The 16,522-nt window shown below is 38.5% G+C and carries 13 protein-coding genes; 3 read left to right on the forward strand and 10 right to left on the reverse strand.

Annotated elements, in window-relative coordinates:
• Positions 1–229: 229 nt before the first annotated feature.
• The 7 genes from BUA97_RS01560 to BUA97_RS01590 all read right to left on the reverse strand — a co-directional run bounded on the left by BUA97_RS01560 (position 230) and on the right by BUA97_RS01590 (position 6,947).
• Complete coding sequence (locus BUA97_RS01560; RefSeq protein WP_072996106.1) at positions 230–892, reverse strand: hypothetical protein; 663 nt, start codon at positions 890–892, stop codon at positions 230–232.
• A 220-nt stretch (positions 893–1,112) separates the two neighbouring features.
• On the reverse strand, positions 1,113–1,916 hold the full coding sequence (locus tag BUA97_RS01565) for a sensor histidine kinase (protein WP_072996107.1): 804 nt from the start codon (positions 1,914–1,916) through the stop codon (positions 1,113–1,115).
• A complete protein-coding gene (locus tag BUA97_RS01570; protein ID WP_072996108.1) occupies positions 1,913–2,494 on the reverse strand; it encodes a hypothetical protein in 582 nt (193 codons plus the stop codon). Before BUA97_RS01570 ends, BUA97_RS01565 begins: the two co-directional genes overlap by 4 nt.
• A gap of 58 nt (positions 2,495–2,552) precedes the next feature.
• Complete coding sequence (locus BUA97_RS01575; protein WP_072996109.1) at positions 2,553–3,356, reverse strand: hypothetical protein; 804 nt, start codon at positions 3,354–3,356, stop codon at positions 2,553–2,555.
• A 3-nt stretch (positions 3,357–3,359) separates the two neighbouring features.
• Positions 3,360–3,992 carry a response regulator gene (locus tag BUA97_RS01580; RefSeq protein ID WP_072996110.1) on the reverse strand — a complete coding sequence of 211 codons (633 nt, stop codon included), beginning with the start codon at positions 3,990–3,992 and terminating at the stop codon, positions 3,360–3,362.
• 264 nt (positions 3,993–4,256) lie between these two features.
• Positions 4,257–6,464, reverse strand: a complete 2,208-nt coding sequence (locus tag BUA97_RS01585; RefSeq protein ID WP_072996111.1) for a polyribonucleotide nucleotidyltransferase — start codon at positions 6,462–6,464, stop codon at positions 4,257–4,259.
• Between the two features lie 168 nt (positions 6,465–6,632).
• Positions 6,633–6,947: a DUF4286 family protein gene (locus BUA97_RS01590; RefSeq protein ID WP_072996112.1), complete on the reverse strand. Its 315-nt coding sequence runs from the start codon at positions 6,945–6,947 to the stop codon at positions 6,633–6,635.
• 146 nt (positions 6,948–7,093) lie between these two features.
• Between BUA97_RS01590 and gyrA the strand changes: the two genes are divergently transcribed.
• The 3 genes from gyrA (at position 7,094) to fsa (ending at position 11,833) form a co-directional block, all read left to right on the forward strand.
• Positions 7,094–9,706: a DNA gyrase subunit A gene (gene gyrA, locus BUA97_RS01595; RefSeq protein ID WP_072996113.1), complete on the forward strand. Its 2,613-nt coding sequence runs from the start codon at positions 7,094–7,096 to the stop codon at positions 9,704–9,706.
• 18 nt (positions 9,707–9,724) lie between these two features.
• Positions 9,725–11,101 (forward strand): tetratricopeptide repeat protein, encoded by a 1,377-nt coding sequence (locus tag BUA97_RS01600; protein WP_072996114.1) that lies wholly within the window; start codon positions 9,725–9,727, stop codon positions 11,099–11,101.
• Positions 11,102–11,179: 78 nt separating this feature from the next.
• The gene (gene fsa / locus BUA97_RS01605; protein WP_072996115.1) at positions 11,180–11,833 is read left to right on the forward strand and encodes a fructose-6-phosphate aldolase; all 654 of its coding nucleotides are present in this window, start codon (positions 11,180–11,182) and stop codon (positions 11,831–11,833) included.
• Positions 11,834–12,070: 237 nt separating this feature from the next.
• Here fsa and BUA97_RS01610 read toward each other — a convergent pair whose 3' ends face one another.
• The 3 genes from BUA97_RS01610 to proS all read right to left on the reverse strand — a co-directional run bounded on the left by BUA97_RS01610 (position 12,071) and on the right by proS (position 16,482).
• Positions 12,071–13,402, reverse strand: a complete 1,332-nt coding sequence (locus BUA97_RS01610) for an Nramp family divalent metal transporter (RefSeq protein ID WP_072996116.1) — start codon at positions 13,400–13,402, stop codon at positions 12,071–12,073.
• 118 nt (positions 13,403–13,520) lie between these two features.
• Positions 13,521–14,846, reverse strand: coding sequence for an OmpA family protein (locus BUA97_RS01615; protein ID WP_072996117.1), 1,326 nt, complete (start codon positions 14,844–14,846; stop codon positions 13,521–13,523).
• Between the two features lie 160 nt (positions 14,847–15,006).
• A complete protein-coding gene (gene proS, locus BUA97_RS01620) occupies positions 15,007–16,482 on the reverse strand; it encodes a proline--tRNA ligase (RefSeq protein WP_072996118.1) in 1,476 nt (491 codons plus the stop codon).
• Between the last annotated feature and the right edge of the window lie 40 nt (positions 16,483–16,522).

Genomic DNA, 16,522 nt, shown 5'->3' on the forward strand with positions numbered 1-16,522 from the left:
GGTGAAGCAACGTCAACCAATTACTGCACAATCTATGCAGACACCTGAATGATGAGAGGAAAGCATAAAGCAATAATTCCAATACAGAGTTAGGTTTCGGGATCATAAAAACCAGCTTAAGCAGATACAACTGAAAATACAAGAAAACAGCAACCGGAGGATTGTCAAAAAAAGAAAACCCATCATTTAACTGATGGGTTTTCTAATGAAGAAGAACACAAATGATGATTTAATTAAAATGCTTAATCCTGCTTAACCTCATCGAAAAAGGAAGATCAGAATTGTTGAACTCATATTCCAGGATGGAGTCCGAAGTGACATCACCTTTTAAAGTGAAACCCTTCGTGGTAAGATTAAGCTGATTTTCAAACTCTTTTTTTATATAGACTTTTATAGTTCCGTAGTATAGCTGTGTAACCAGATAAGCTCTTCTCAGATCCTGATCATATTCTTTCCAATGGTTTTGCTTGATCCGGTCCAGTTTTTCATCCATCATAAACCGTTCTTTAAATTCAATTTCCTTATACCGGATATCGGAAAATGTGAATTTTACAATTTTATCGGATTTAACTTCATTCTTAAGTCTCGTAGCATCATCCAGTTCCAGATCTACAGCCACTGAGGTCTCTATATCGATATTGACATTGAAAAATGCTGCTTTCCTAAGGGGCTGTGCACGAAACCTGTTCAATGTGTCATCAGCATCCTCAAGAGACATCAGCCCTGCGGACACAAAAGTTGAAAAGGCATAATCCGGCATGCTTCCATGGGAAAACTTTGGCTTCCCGAAAACACCGGCGTCCCATACACATTTTCCTAAGGTAAGGTCTTCATACGATACAGGAATAATATCCAAATCATATTTCCGGGAGAATTCTTTGATGGTTATCATAATTTATTAGTTTAAAGTTGGACAAATTTCAGCATTAAAAACATCCTAATCAATTACACAAATGGGTATTTTTAAAATAAAAAAACCTTCAGCCGGAACTGAAGGATAATCATTAGTTTTTTTGGCGGGTTAATTGGTTTTCGTAGTTTTTAGTTGCGCCAAAATTGAGAAAAAAAAGAACTTCTGTCAATTACACATATGGGTAGTTTTTTACCCAGTTTTATTTTGAGAACGGTAAAGTAAAAACAAGCTTACAGCCGTTGTCTATTTGAGGAATGTCAAGCCTACCTGCAATGTTGTTCATTCTGTTTTGCATGTTATAAATTCCATTCCCGGACGAGATTTGTTCAGAATTTGCAGGCATCCCTATTCCATTGTCATAGATCTCCAGCTTCAGCTGGCCGGCATCTATACTGAACAGAATTGACACATCGCTTGCCTGGCTGTGCTTATAGATATTATTCAGCGTCTCTTTGTAGCAAAACAGCAGGTTCCTTCGCACTTCGGAATATAGCGGAATATTGTCTTTGATGTTATTATTAAAATGAAGTTTCATTTTCGATCTGGAAAAAAAATCTGAAGCATACTTGTGAGTAAAGTCGATGAAGTTGAGCAAGAAATCATTTTCAGTCTTTAGGCTCCAGATCATTTCTCTCATTGCAACAGTCATCTCGCTTGTGGTATTAAGCAGTTCTTCCAGTTCTGATTGCAGCGCTGCGTCGTGGGTGTAATTTTCTTTGATAAACTCGCCCTGCAGTTTCAGAGCAGATATCCTGGCTCCGATGTCATCATGCATATCGCTCGAGATGCGTACTCTTTCGTTTTCTATTTCTTTTTGCTTTTCAAGTTCTTTCTGAAGAAGAAGATTCTGATGCTCGGATTCTCTCAGCTTCTGCTGCTGATGAAAAAATAATTGTCTTTTATTGTATATAAATACCAGAAAGATCAAAAACCCGACAAAAAACATCATCACAAATATAGAGATGAGATAGGTAAGCTTTATTTCGTCCGGAATAAATTTCATCTGTGGTATAAACTTTTACAGAATATAAGATAGGAAATAATAGTAGCTACCTGATAGATATTATCCAGCACCCTGAGAAAATCCGGGTCATTGCTGTCAAAAAAATAAAGCGGTATCATTTTGAAAATAAAGAAAACAATCCAGAACAGCATGGCCGTGCTGGTCCAGAACTTTTGTTTATCGGTTATTTTTTGGTCATTGCCAGACATTATCTCATTAAAAAACCACAACAGAGGAATAACGATATACACTACGGACAGCATCATGATCAGCGGAATACTGTAGGGATTTTCTGAACTGAAAACAAGTCCCAGCCCCAGGCATAATATCAAAAATATCAGTCCGTAAGAAACACCTGGCTTTGCTGCCAATGATCTGTAATAATAGATGAAGTAACAGCAATAGAATATAATAGCATAAGGATGTAAATTGAATCCTATCTGTTTGTAAAAGAAAAACATATAGAGATCCACCAAAAGGACTACTGAAAAATATACCGTCAGTATATCTTTTCTGATCACTGACCTTAAGAGGCAGACTCCAACCAGAATGATATAGACATAATAAAAACCATGCATAGAAGAGATATTAAGAAAAATAAAAGCAGAGACATCCGTCAAATGTCTCTGTCATGTTTTAACCGTTTATTATATTCGGGCCTGGTGGATAGGTCGGGTTCACATCACCATGTCCTGCTGCTTTCAAAGCGCCACTTTCCACCGAATAGTAGAATGTAAATTGACCCATATTGAAAAAGCTGAGCCGAGATTCTCCGCGGATGATATCTTCCATATCAAAGCTTACGATCCCGGTAGTGAGTGTAAGAACGCTTTTAGAATCCTGGCTGTCTATAACCTTTCTGCATAATGACCGGAAATATTTTTCATAATAGATGCTCACTTTTTTTGTGTTTTCATTGCCGGAAAAGATATTACCGGCAAAGGCATCATCAAAAACAGGCTTATATTCCCGGTCAAAGAAATCTTTATAGCCTTTGAAATCTTTGGAAATATCGATATAATCATCTGTATCCAAAACCTGATAATATTTCGATGGATTTTCGGGAAAACTCAATGCAAAACCGATCTTCTTATCTTCGGATCCGTTCGTGGGGACTGAAATAAGATCAAACATCAGCTCTGAATTATCTGTCGCATTATTTGCAATAAACTCTAAGCATTTTTTACTTATCGTATATTTATAAGAAAATTCTTTCAGAGCGGAGACTTCCAGATTTCTTTTAAGTTTGGAAGCTCTTTGTTCGCTAATCTCATGTCCCGTCATTGTGGCTTCCGCAATATTGATATAATTCCTGATTTGCTGTTCAGCATTCTGAATAGTACGGTCAGAATTATCATCAGAATCCTGCCCGTTGCTTTCAAAAATTTCTAAAATGTAATCCTCAAAAGCAATTTTCAATTGGTCTAGTTTTGTACTCATAGTTTAATATTTGGTTTGATTATATTTGTTGACAGCTTCTATTTTATTGGCAACATGCAATTTACGGTATATGCTCCCGATATGCTTTTTCACTGTATCGATGCTGATGCATTTCTGATCAGCGATTTCTTTATAAAGATAACCTTCGGATAAGGTTTTTAATATTTCCATTTCCTTAGGCGTCAGTGTCCTGAGCTCATTATCAGCCTGCTGGTTTTTCTGAAAAAAGCTCAAAACTTTTTGCGCTATAGTATTACTCATCGGGGCACTCCCATCTACAGCATCCCTGATAGATGATGTGATCTTCTGCATACTTTCATCTTTTAATAAATAGCCGCAGGCTCCATTCTTCAGTGCTTCATAGATAATCTCTTCATCTTCAAAAGTGGTGCACATGATGAATTTGGTTTCCGGTAATAATGGTTTGAGAATCCTGACCAAATCCGTCCCGATTGCATCCTGCAGCTGGACATCCATTAAAACAACCTGAGGATGATATTTTTCCAAATCATTTTTCGCTTCCTTTCCACTGAAGAATTGCGCAACACAAATCAGATCATTCTGGTGATTAATAATTTTTCTCAGCGTATTGCTGTATGTTTTTTCGTCTTCTACTATGGCAACGGTAATCTTCATTATCTTTTTTACAAAGATGGAAACTGGTATTTTTATAATCAATTACACAAAGGGGTAAAAAGAATAGTATCTTATTTACAATTCATTGTAATACAAGTTATAAAATTAATTATTTTATGAATAAGAAATTAAAAGAAACACAAATTTTAATCAAAATCAATAGAATTATATCATTTCATTGTAAAATAATATTTTCAAATTTGAATAATATGTAAAAAAAATCCCCCGAAGTTTCGGGGGATTAAAATATATAAGATTTGAATCTTATGCTTCTGTGGAAGGGTTATGGTTTTCCGCAGACTTTTCGCCTTCTGGTTTTCCCTGTCCTTCTGATCTAGGTTTTTGTTCTGGTCTTGGAGGTCTTGGCAATAAAACTTTTCTGGAAAGTTTCATTTTTTTACGGTCATCATAGCCCATAAACTTCACCTCCACTTCATCACCTTCAGCATAAGGTACTTTTTCCAGTCGTTTCCATTCTATTTCCGAGATATGAAGAAGACCTTCTGTTCCTTTAGCAATCGCTACGAAGGCACCGAAATCCATTACTTTTACCACTTTTCCTTTGTAAACTTCGCCTACAACCGGAACGAAAGTAATCTCGTTGATCTTTGCAATCGCCTCGTTGATTTTCTCCCTGCTGACACCGGAAATCTCGATTCTTCCGATTTCTCCAACTTCTTCGATAGCGATAACTGTATCTGTGTCTTTCTGCATCTGTTGGATGATTTTTCCACCAGGCCCTATCACTGCACCGATGAAATCTTTAGGGATTTCCATCATTACCATTTTCGGAGCGTGAGGTTTAACATCTTCTCTTGGCGCAGCAATAGTTTCAGTGATTTTATCTAAGATATGAAGTCTGCCTTCTCTGGCCTGCAAAAGTGCTTTTTCCATAATATCCATAGAAAGTCCCTGGATCTTGATATCCATCTGGCAGGCAGTGATTCCGTCTGCAGTTCCTGTCACTTTGAAGTCCATATCACCCAAGTGATCTTCGTCTCCCAAGATATCGGAAAGTACTGTAAACTTCCCTGTTTTCACATCAGTGACCAATCCCATTGCAATTCCGGAAACCGGTTTCGCAATCTGAACACCTGCATCCATCAACGCTAGAGTTCCTGCACAAACAGTTGCCATAGATGATGAACCGTTGGATTCAAGAATATCAGAAACGATACGGATGGTATAAGGATTTTCTTCAGGGATCATATTTGCCAAAGCTCTCTGAGCCAAATTTCCGTGACCAACCTCTCTTCTGGAAGTTCCTCTCAAAGGACGGGCTTCACCAGTTGAAAATGGCGGGAAATTATAATGTAAGAAAAATCTTTCATCATAATTGATCATTACACTATCTACCATGTTGGCATCCTTGATAGACCCTAAGGTTACAGCAGTCAAAGACTGAGTCTCCCCTCTTGTGAAAATGGCAGAACCATGCGCTCCCGGTAAATAATCAATTTCGCTCCAGATCGGACGGATTGTTTCAGGATCACGACCATCAAGACGGATTTTGTCATTCAAAATCATCTGACGCATCGCTTCTTTTTCCACATCGTGATAATATACTTTTACAAAAGGCGTTACTCTTTCCAGTTCTTCTGCATCATCAATATATTGAGCTAAAAACTCATCACGAACCGCTTTGAATTTTTCGCTTCTTTCTTCTTTACCGGAAGGTGTCTTTGCTACTTCATAAACTTTATCATACGTTTCTTTCCATACTTTTTCACGGATGGCTTCATCGTGATTTTCATGGTTGTATTCTCTTTTAGGGAATGATTTTCCAACTTTTGCTGCTAATCTTTCCTGAGCTTCCACTTGTTTTTTTATTTCTTCGTGAGCGAAAGTAATAGCCTCCAACATTTCTGCTTCAGTAATCTCTTTCATCTCACCTTCCACCATCACGATAGAATCCTTAGTCGCTCCAACCATAATATCAAGGTCAGAATTTTTAAGATCTTCCAGTTTTGGATTGATAGAAAGTTTTCCGTCGATTCTTACCACTCTTACTTCAGACATCGGTCCGTTGAAGGGAATATCTGTGATCGCAATTGCTGAAGATGCAGCAAGACCTGCCAAATCATCAGGAATCGACTGTCCGTCATAAGAAATCAATGAAATCATTACCTGAACTTCCGCATGGAAATCTTCAGGAAACAAAGGTCTCAAAACCCTGTCTACCAAACGCATTGTCAAGATTTCCTGATCAGATGGTCTGGCTTCTCTTCTGAAAAAGTTTCCGGGGATTTTACCACCTGCATAGAACTTTTCTCTGTAATCAACTGTTAAAGGTAAAAAGTCTACACCAGGATTGGCTTCTTTGTTGGCTACAACAGTTGCTAAAAGCATTGTTCCGCCCATTTTTACTACCACAGATCCGTCAGCTTGTTTTGCCAGCTTCCCTGTTTCGATTGTGATTTCTCTGCCGTCTGCAAGAGTAATCAGCTCTGTAATTGCTTGAGGTGCACTCATAAATTGTTTTGTTTGTACTCCGTATTGAGTACTTTAATATTGATATTTCGTCTAGAATTTAGGCACAAAAATAATGTATTTATTTGAATAAGGATAAGTTAGGCAATTCCACTTTATATATAACACTGATAATTAACATATTAAAAAATATATAATTTCAGGAAAAACTTAAAATCTCTTCTTTTTCGGATCCAGAAAGGTTGGAAAGATCATCACTTCCGACCCGAATTTCTGCAATATTATTTCCTCGATATTCAGCATTTCGTTTTCCATGAACTCGTTTCGTAATCTGTCACTGTCAAACCACAGAAAAAGGTTTGTATTTTTACCTTCATTTATCATTTCGGAATAGACATCAGAAAGAACATATTTATCCACATCTATTAGATTTTCAATCATTTGATGAAGTTCATTTTCCATATATTCGTCCCAATCCTGGATTCTGTTCTCTGTAGTATGAAATGTGATGCTAAGAATGCTCATCTTTAATTTTTTTATGATTAATGTTAATAAATTGAGACTGCAAAAATCGTATTTTTTTTGTAAATTAGCCCGTTATAAAAATTAGAAAAACTTAATGGGTCAGAAGTTAATATATTCTTCTGATTTACAAATAATTAAAAATATTTATGCAAAAGGAAGGAGAAAGGTTAATACCGATCAACATTGTTGACGAAATGAAAACCTCTTACATCGATTATTCGATGTCGGTCATTGTATCTAGAGCTTTACCCGACGTCAGAGACGGACTGAAGCCGGTCCACAGACGTGTTCTTTACGGTATGTATGGTCTTAATGTGTTTTCAAACAGAAAACATCTGAAGTCTGCGAGAATTGTTGGAGATGTTTTGGGTAAGTATCACCCGCACGGCGACAGTTCTGTTTACGATGCAATGGTAAGAATGGCTCAGCCCTGGAGCTTGCGCTATGAACAGGTTGACGGCCAGGGAAACTTCGGTTCTATGGACGGTGATCCGCCGGCAGCAATGCGTTACACCGAAGCAAGACTTAAAAAAATATCCGACGAAATCCTTGCTGACCTTGATAAAGAAACTGTAGATTTTCAGAATAACTTTGATGACTCTTTGCAGGAACCAACAGTCCTTCCAACAAGAATACCAAATCTTTTAGTAAATGGTACTTCCGGGATCGCTGTTGGTATGGCCACCAATATGGCGCCCCATAACTTATCGGAAAGTATCGATGCCATCTGTGCATACATAGACGACAGAGAAATTACTATCGATGATCTGATGAAACATATCATTGCACCGGATTTCCCGACAGGTGGTATTATTTATGGTTATGACGGCGTTCGTGATGCATTTCACACAGGAAGAGGACGTATTGTTCTGAGAGCAAAAGTCAATTTTGAGGAGATCGGAAACAGAAATGCAATTATTGTAACGGAAGTACCTTATCAGGTAAATAAAGCCGAGATGATTGCCAGAACTGCAGAACTCGTAAAAGATGAAAAAATCACAGGAATCTACGAAATCCGTGATGAGTCTGACAGAAAAGGTCTCCGTATTGTTTATGAACTAAAGAACGACGCTATTCCAAATGTCGTATTAAATCTTTTATACAAATACACTTCCCTACAAACTTCCTTTTCAGTTAATAACATTGCTCTTGTTAAAGGAAGACCTGAGCAATTGAACTTGAAGAATCTGATTCATCATTTTGTAGAGCACAGACACGAAGTGATCGTTAGAAGAACAGAATATGAACTTAGAAAAGCCAAAGAGAGAGCTCACATTCTTGAAGGCTTTATGAAGGTTATCGGTACTCAGGATTCTCTGGACAGAGCAATTGCGATTATCCGCCACAGTGCCAATCCGCAGGCTGCAAAAGAAGGATTGATTTCTGAATTTGAGTTATCGGAAATTCAGGCCCAGGCTATTCTTGACCTGAGATTGGCTCGTCTGACAGGAATGGAGCTTGACAAAATCCGTGCAGAATACGAGGAAATAATGGCCTTAATTAAAGATCTGGAAGATATTCTTTCTAATGAACCAAGACGTTACCAGATCATCAAAGATGAATTACTGGAAATCAAAGAAAAATATGGTGACGAAAGACGCTCAGAAATCGATTATTCCGGTGGCGAAATGTCCATTGAAGATATTATTCCTGATGAAAAAGTTGTATTAACAATTTCTCACGCTGGCTATATTAAGAGAACTTTACTTTCCGAATATAAAGTACAATCCAGAGGTGGCGTCGGAAACAGAGGCGCGACTACAAGAGACGAAGACTTCCTGGAATATATTGTAACCGCAACTAACCATGAATATTTACTATTCTTCACAGAAAAAGGTAAATGTTTCTGGCTGAGAGTTTTCGAAGTTCCGGAAGGTTCTAAAACATCGAAAGGAAGAGCGGTTCAGAATCTTATCAACATCGAACCCGATGATAAGATCAAAGCTTACATCAGAACTAAAGATCTTAAAAATCAGGACTACATCAACCAGATGAATGTAGTGATGATTACCAAAAACGGTACCATCAAAAAGACTTCTCTGGAAGCTTACTCCAGACCTAGAACAAATGGTGTGAATGCTATCGAAATCCGTGATAATGATGCTTTATTAGGCGCAAGATTGACAGACGGAAATTCCGAAATCATGATTGCAACCAAAAATGGAAAATGTATCCGTTTCCCTGAAGAAAAGGCAAGGGCTGTTGGCAGAAGCTCAATCGGGGTGAGAGGTATATCTCTTGAAGATAATGATGAAGTTATCGGAATGATTGTTGTTAATGACCTGGAGAATGATACAGTTCTGGTCGTATCCGAAAAAGGTTACGGAAAGCGTACTGCTGTTGAAGATTACAGAATCACAAACCGTGGCGGAAAAGGTGTTATCACTTTGAACATCACAGAAAAAACAGGAAATCTGATTGCCATCCAGAGTGTAACCGATGAAGATGGATTGATGATCATCAACAAGTCTGGTGTTGCCATCAGGATGAATACGGCTGACCTGAGAGTAATGGGAAGAAATACCCAGGGCGTAAAAGTCATTAACCTGAAAGGAAATGATGAAATTGCTGCTATTGCTAAAGTAGAAATGGATAAAGAAGTAGAAGACGAAGCTGATGAAGCTGCGGAAAATGACAGCAATAATCCGGAATTCAAAGATAAACCTCAGACAGGAGACAATCAGATCAACATCGGCGACAAAGATGAACTAAGAAAGATCGAGGATGAAGAAGCTGAGGAAAATGAGGACAAAGAATAAATATTTTAAAAGTGTAATATGAAAAAATTAATTTTTAGTTTAGCAATGCTCTCTGCGACATTTGTTTTTGCGCAAAAAAAAGAAATTGCTAACGCTGTAAAAGCAGTTGATTCAGGAGATCTTACAGCTGCAAACTCAGAGATTTCCAAAGCAGAATCTATTTTTGGCGACAAAACTTACCTGTTAGAGCCTTCTTTGCTGGAGCAATATTATTATGCAAAAGGTCTATCTCTGCTAAAAGCAGGGAAAAACATTGAAGGTGCCGAATACCTTGCAAAAATCTCAACTTTAGGAACAGAAACGATCTATGCAGGTAAAGATGCTGATAAAAATAAAGTTTATTTTGTCGGTAAAGAAGCTGCAGATAAATTTGGGAACGGACTGTCTCTCAAACAGGAAAAATATTCACCAGCACTTACAGAAAAGCTTAGAACTGCTATAGATCCTCTTTTGCGCAAGGCTAATGAAGAGGCTACAACAAACTATAATAACAAAAAATTTGATGTAGCCGGTGAAAAGTTTGCCGAGACTTACTATCTTTTCAAAGCTGCCGGCCAGGATAATAAGAACTTCTTTTATTATGCAGGTGTAGCATATGCACAGTCACCAGAAAACAAATCTAAGGCAACCGATATTCTCCAGTCCCTGATCAAATCAAACTATACTGGAGAAGAAACTGTATATACTGCAAAAAACACCAAAAGCGGACAAGTAGAAACGCTTGACAAAGCTGCATTTGATCTGTATAAAAAGGCTAATGCCGGTTACACTGACTTCAAGACAGAGAAAACACCAAGCAAACAGGAAGAACTCTATGAAGTAACAGCGTCACTATTGTTCGAACAGGGAAAATATGATGAAGCAGGGAAAATTGCAGAAGAAGGTCTGAAAAAATTCCCAAAAAACCAATCGTTGTCACAGGTCCAGAGCAATTCTTATTTCAAGTCAGGAAAAACAGACGAATTCGTCAACAACCTGAAAGCTAAGATCGCTGCGAATCCTAATGACAAGGAAAGTCTTTACAACCTGGGCGTTATGCTGAGCAAGGATCCCGCAAAACAGGCAGAAGCAGAATCTACTTTCAAAAAATTAACCGACCTGGATCCAAAATACCCGAATGCACTTAACAATCTTGTATTTGCAATCATTGGTGAAGACGAGGCCTCTATCAATCAATACAGAGAATTGAGAAAAGCAGGAAAAATCGATGAAGCCAATAAAATACTGGAACAAAGAAGAGCAAGATTCCAGAAAGCACTCCCATATGCAGAAAAGCTGTATGCAAATGACCCTAACAATAAAGAAGTGGTCAGCCTCTTAAAAGGAATGTACATGACCACTCAGAATACTGCAAAGTACAATGAATTCAAAGCAAAAGAAGCTGCTCTGAAATAATAAAAAAGAGGTCTTCGGACTTCTTTTTGCATCTTCCCGATGCACTAACAATATTTTTAAAACAAATAAAACCTTTATATGAAATTTTTTATCGATACAGCCAATCTGGATCAGATCAGAGAAGCACAGGATCTGGGTATTCTGGATGGTGTGACCACAAACCCTTCATTGATGGCAAAAGAAGGCATCTCCGGGAAAGAAGCCATCAACAAACATTATGTTGATATCTGCAATATCTCAGACGGAGACGTTTCCGCAGAAGTCCTTTCTACAACATACGAAGAAATGATCAAAGAAGGAGACGAACTGGCCGCACTCCATGAAAGAATTGTGGTAAAAATCCCAATGATAAAAGATGGGATAAAAGCTCTCAAATATTTTTCCGATAAAGGCATCAAAACCAACTGTACTCTGATTTTCTCAGCAGGACAGGCACTTTTGGCTGCAAAAGCCGGTGCAACCTATGTCTCTCCATTCCTTGGAAGATTAGATGACATCTCTGTTGACGGACTGAATCTTATCGAAGAAATAAGAGTAATCTATGACAATTACGCTTTCGACACAGAGATCCTTGCTGCATCCATCAGAAGCCCGATGCATATCATCAACTGTGCAAAAATCGGGGCAGATGTGATCACCTCTCCTCTACCATCGATCCTTAACCTGCTGAAGCATCCGCTGACGGATTCTGGTCTGGCACAGTTTGTAGCCGATTCCAAGAAACTGGGATAACTGATTTGGGCGCCTTTATCCGTGCTCCACTCCCGCTTTTTTCTTTTTATTAAAAAAGAAAAAGAGCTCCGTTCAGCCCGGGGCGCGCTTCGCAAAAAAAGCAGTTGAAAACTAAAAATCAACAGACAACCGGAAAGAAACTTCCGGTTTTTTTTATTCTCAAAAATTATCAGATTTGACAAGCCGGAAAAAACAAGCTGACCTTTTAATAAAAACATCAAGACGTTTTATTTATACCTAAAAGATTGTTTCTTTCAACAGGTAAAGATTAAGAATAATAATGATAGCGCTGATGGTCCATGCCAGCACCTTCAGCCACATTTTATTAACGAATTTTCCCATTTTGGCTTTGCTTCCTGTAAACATCACCAGCGGAACCACAGCAAAACTAAGTTGCATTGATAAAATCACCTGGCTGAAAACCAATAGTTCTGCAGTTCCCTTTTCCCCATACAGCATCGAAATAATCAATGCCGGGATAATAGCAATCAATCTTGTGATCAGACGGCGTACCCACGGTTTTAAACGGATATTCAGGAAACCTTCCATTACAATTTGCCCCGCAAGTGTTCCAGTAAGAGTAGAATTCTGTCCCGATGCCAGCAATGCAATCCCAAAAAAAATACTGGCCAGCGTAGTACCTAAAAGTGGAGACAGCAGCATATAAGCATCATTAATGTCTGCAACATCCTTGTTCCCGGACGTATGAAAAGTAGCGGCCGATATAATCAGGATAGCTGCATTGATAAAAAAGGCCAGCATGAGCGAGAGACTGCTGTCCAGACTTGCAAACTTCAGTGCTTCCTTTTTTCCTTCAGTAGTTCTCGGGTAGTTTCTGGTCTGCACGATACTGCTGTGAAGGTAAAGGTTGTGTGGCATAACAGTTGCGCCCAGAATTCCGATAGCGATATAAAGCATCGATGGATTGGTGATAATCTCTTTTTTTGGAATCAGCCCTTCCAGCATCGGAAAAATTGCAGGTTGGCTGAGAATAATCTCATACAGAAATGCAGAAAAGATTACAAATATTAATCCCCCAACAATACTCTCTATATATCTGAAGCCTCTGGATTGTAAAAACAAGATCAGGAAAACATCAATAACAGTTATCACCACACCCACACTCAGCGGAATCCCGAACAAAAGATTCAAAGCAATTGCAGAACCGATAACCTCTGCCAGATCACAGGCAGCAATAGCAATCTCACAAAAAATCCACAGAACAAAGTTGACCCCGGGAGAAAAATGATCTTTACAAGCCTGTGCCAGATCCCGCTCCGCAACAATGCCCAGTTTTACAGAAAGATGCTGCAGAACTATGGCAAAAAGATTGGAAATCAATATCACCGAAAGCAATGTATAGCCAAACTGTGCGCCACCGGCAATATCCGTAGCCCAGTTTCCCGGATCCATATAGCCAACGGCTACTAATAATCCCGGACCAACATATGCCATGAACTTTTTCCATGAACTGGCATTTTCCGGAATTTTGATGCTGGAGAAAACTTCGTTGAGAGAGTTTGAGCTTTTTTCTTTTCGCCAGCCTTTGTTGATATCTGAATTATCCAAAGAGGTACAATTGTTAGATTAGACTAACAAAATTAACAATAGTTTTTTTATCCTACAATAAGGCAATAAAAAACTGTCAAAAAAATTGACAGTTTATATTGGATTGAAATTATAAAATTTACTTTACGAATCTTACAGCTGTTTTTCTGTCAGATTCTCTTGCTTTATCGGAAGCCTCAGCAGGAACTTTTGCAAATTTAGAACCATAGCCTTCAGCGTCCGCTACCTGAGCGGAGTTAAGCGCCGATTTTACAGTATTCGCTCTGTCCTCAGATAATTTAAGATTGGTATTTTCATCACCTTTCTTATCAGTGTATGCACCAATTTTAATTTTAGCATCAGGAAATTCAGCAAGGATCATTTTGAGATTATCAAGCTGAACCTGGGATTCGGGTGTTAAAACAGCCTTGTTGAATTCAAAATTTAAATTGTCAAAGTTGAACCATTTGTCTTTCAATTGTGCTTCTGTTGAATTTTTATAGTCATCAGATTTCAGGAAAGTAACCATTTGGTCTTCAATTCCACCTTTATAGGCCTGCAGAGTTTTTCCGCTTGGCAAGCTTACCACCGTTGTTTCCCTTGTAACGGCAACTGTATCACCAGCAACATTTGTAGAATCTTTCTCCACCACTGTGGAATCCGTCGTGGCTACTGCTGCCGGCACAGGCTTCCTGTCGCACTGCTTCCAGAAAAACCATCCTAATAAAAGTAATAACAGCAATGGCAACAACCATTTCCAGATGTTACCTCCAGAATCATTTCCTGAAACAATCTCGTGAGTAGTGCCACTTCTCGTTACATCGATTGCCGGAGAATCGGCTACAGGTGCTTTTTCCGTGATCGGAGTCGTTGGATTGATCTCCGGAATTGGGTTTTGATTGGGTTCGGGAATTACATTTACAGGTTCCGCATCAATATTACCGAACCAATTCCCCAATCCTAAGGATGCAAAGCTAAAGCCTGCAGGCAATAACATAGAGAGATGTTTTTTTTGTTCATTCAGAAGATTTACAAAAGAAAATGCATCCAGGTTATTTTCTGATGCATATCTGCCAATAGTTCCAGCTGTGGAAGCGGTGACAATATTCAGTAAGGCATCTGTGGAATCTTTGCTTATTCCTGCATATTCTGAAACAGACGTTGTTATTGCTTCCAGCTTATCACCATTTCCAAAAATAAGAGAAAGTATTTTTGAAATCAGCGAATCACTGCTATTCAGGTTTCCAAGCAGATTTGACAAAAGACCGGAAGATGAAGCTTCTTTTACGTAAGTGAATAACTCTGATTGTGCATTGCTGTTTACAAATCCGCCAATGACTGCAGGCAGCAATGCTGATACAGCTTTTGAAATACCGGACTCGCTTTCACCAAGTGTTATGGCTGCCTGGGAAATTGTGCTCTGTCCTAGCTGACCTTTGATTAGGTCGATTAAGTTAGTTGACATAGTAGTTTATTTTGTGATTAGTTTTATAATATTACCAAATATTAATCCATATTTTTACATGATTAATAATTTTAGTAAAACTTTAACAACGAATCAAACAACAAACCTCTTTTTATAAAATTAAAAAACCGCCTCAATATTACTAATGAGGCGGTTTTTATTAGTATGATTTTGCAAATACAACCCGTTGCGTAGAAGGTTTTCCTGAGATGAGAGAAACACCATCTTCCTTTTCATTGTTAAGTGGTATACACCTGATGGTCGCTTTTGTTTCCTGCTTGATCTGTTCTTCCTCCTCTTCGGTTCCGTCCCAATGCGCAAGGATAAATCCCCCTTTTTCTTCAAGAACCTTTTTAAATTCATCGTAGGAATCAACCTTGGTGATATTTTCTTCTCTATAGGTCAAAGCTTTATTATAAATATCCTTTTGAATGATCTGAAGCAATTCTTCGATATAATTTTCCAAACCATCTAATGAAACAGTTTCCTTGGTAAGATTATCTCTTCTTGCCAATTCGACAGTCTTATTCTCGAGATCCCTTTGTCCCATTGCTATTCTCAAAGGAACACCTTTCAGCTCGTACTCGGCAAATTTCCAGCCCGGCTTATTCTGCGTATCATCATCAAATTTTACGGAAATCCCTTTTGATCTTAGTCTCGCTTGGATATCCAAAGCCACTTCACTAATCTGAGCCAGCTGCTCCTCACCTTTAAAAATCGGAACAATCACTACCTGAATCGGTGCTAATGTCGGCGGCAATACCAGACCGAGATCATCAGAGTGGGTCATGATCAAAGCCCCCATCAATCTTGTAGAGGTTCCCCAGGAAGTTCCCCATGCATGTTCTATTTTTCCCTCTCTCGTAGTGAATTTGACATCAAAAGCTTTTCCGAAATTCTGACCAAGGAAATGCGAAGTTCCGGCCTGCAAAGCCTTTCCATCCTGCATCATCGCTTCGATACAATAAGTTTCATCAGCTCCGGCAAATCTTTCAGAAGCTGACTTGATACCTCTGATAACAGGAATTGCCATAAAATCCTCAGCAAATTTTGCATAAACCTCAATCATTTTTTCAGTTTCCTCTATGGCTTCTTCTTTTGTAGCATGCGCTGTGTGTCCTTCTTGCCAAAGGAATTCTGCCGTTCTGAGGAACAACCTCGTTCTCATTTCCCATCGCACAACATTAGCCCATTGATTAATCAGAATTGGTAAATCTCTATAGGACTGAATCCAGTTTTTATATGTATTCCAAATAATTGCCTCGGAAGTAGGACGCACGATTAACTCCTCTTCGAGTTTCGCTTCGGGATCAACTATTAATTTACCCGGATTATTAGGATCATTTTTGAGTCTGTAGTGTGTGACAACAGCACATTCTTTGGCAAAACCTTCAGCATTTTTTTCTTCCGCCTCAAACAGACTTTTCGGAACGAAAAGAGGAAAATAAGCATTCTGGTGACCGGTCTCCTTGAATTTTTTATCCATCTCATCCCGCATTTTCTCCCAGATTGCATAACCATAAGGTTTAATCACCATGCAACCTCTCACGCCGGAATTCTCTGCTAAATCTGCTTTAACGACCAGTTCATTATACCATTTGCTGTAATCTTCTGCTCTTGATGTTAACTTTGCCATAATTTTTTTGCTATAAGTTTTAACTTTTTTTAAACTTTTT

Source organism: Epilithonimonas mollis (assembly GCF_900142325.1).
In the GTDB taxonomy this organism is placed as follows: Bacteria; Bacteroidota; Bacteroidia; order Flavobacteriales; family Weeksellaceae; genus Epilithonimonas; species Epilithonimonas mollis.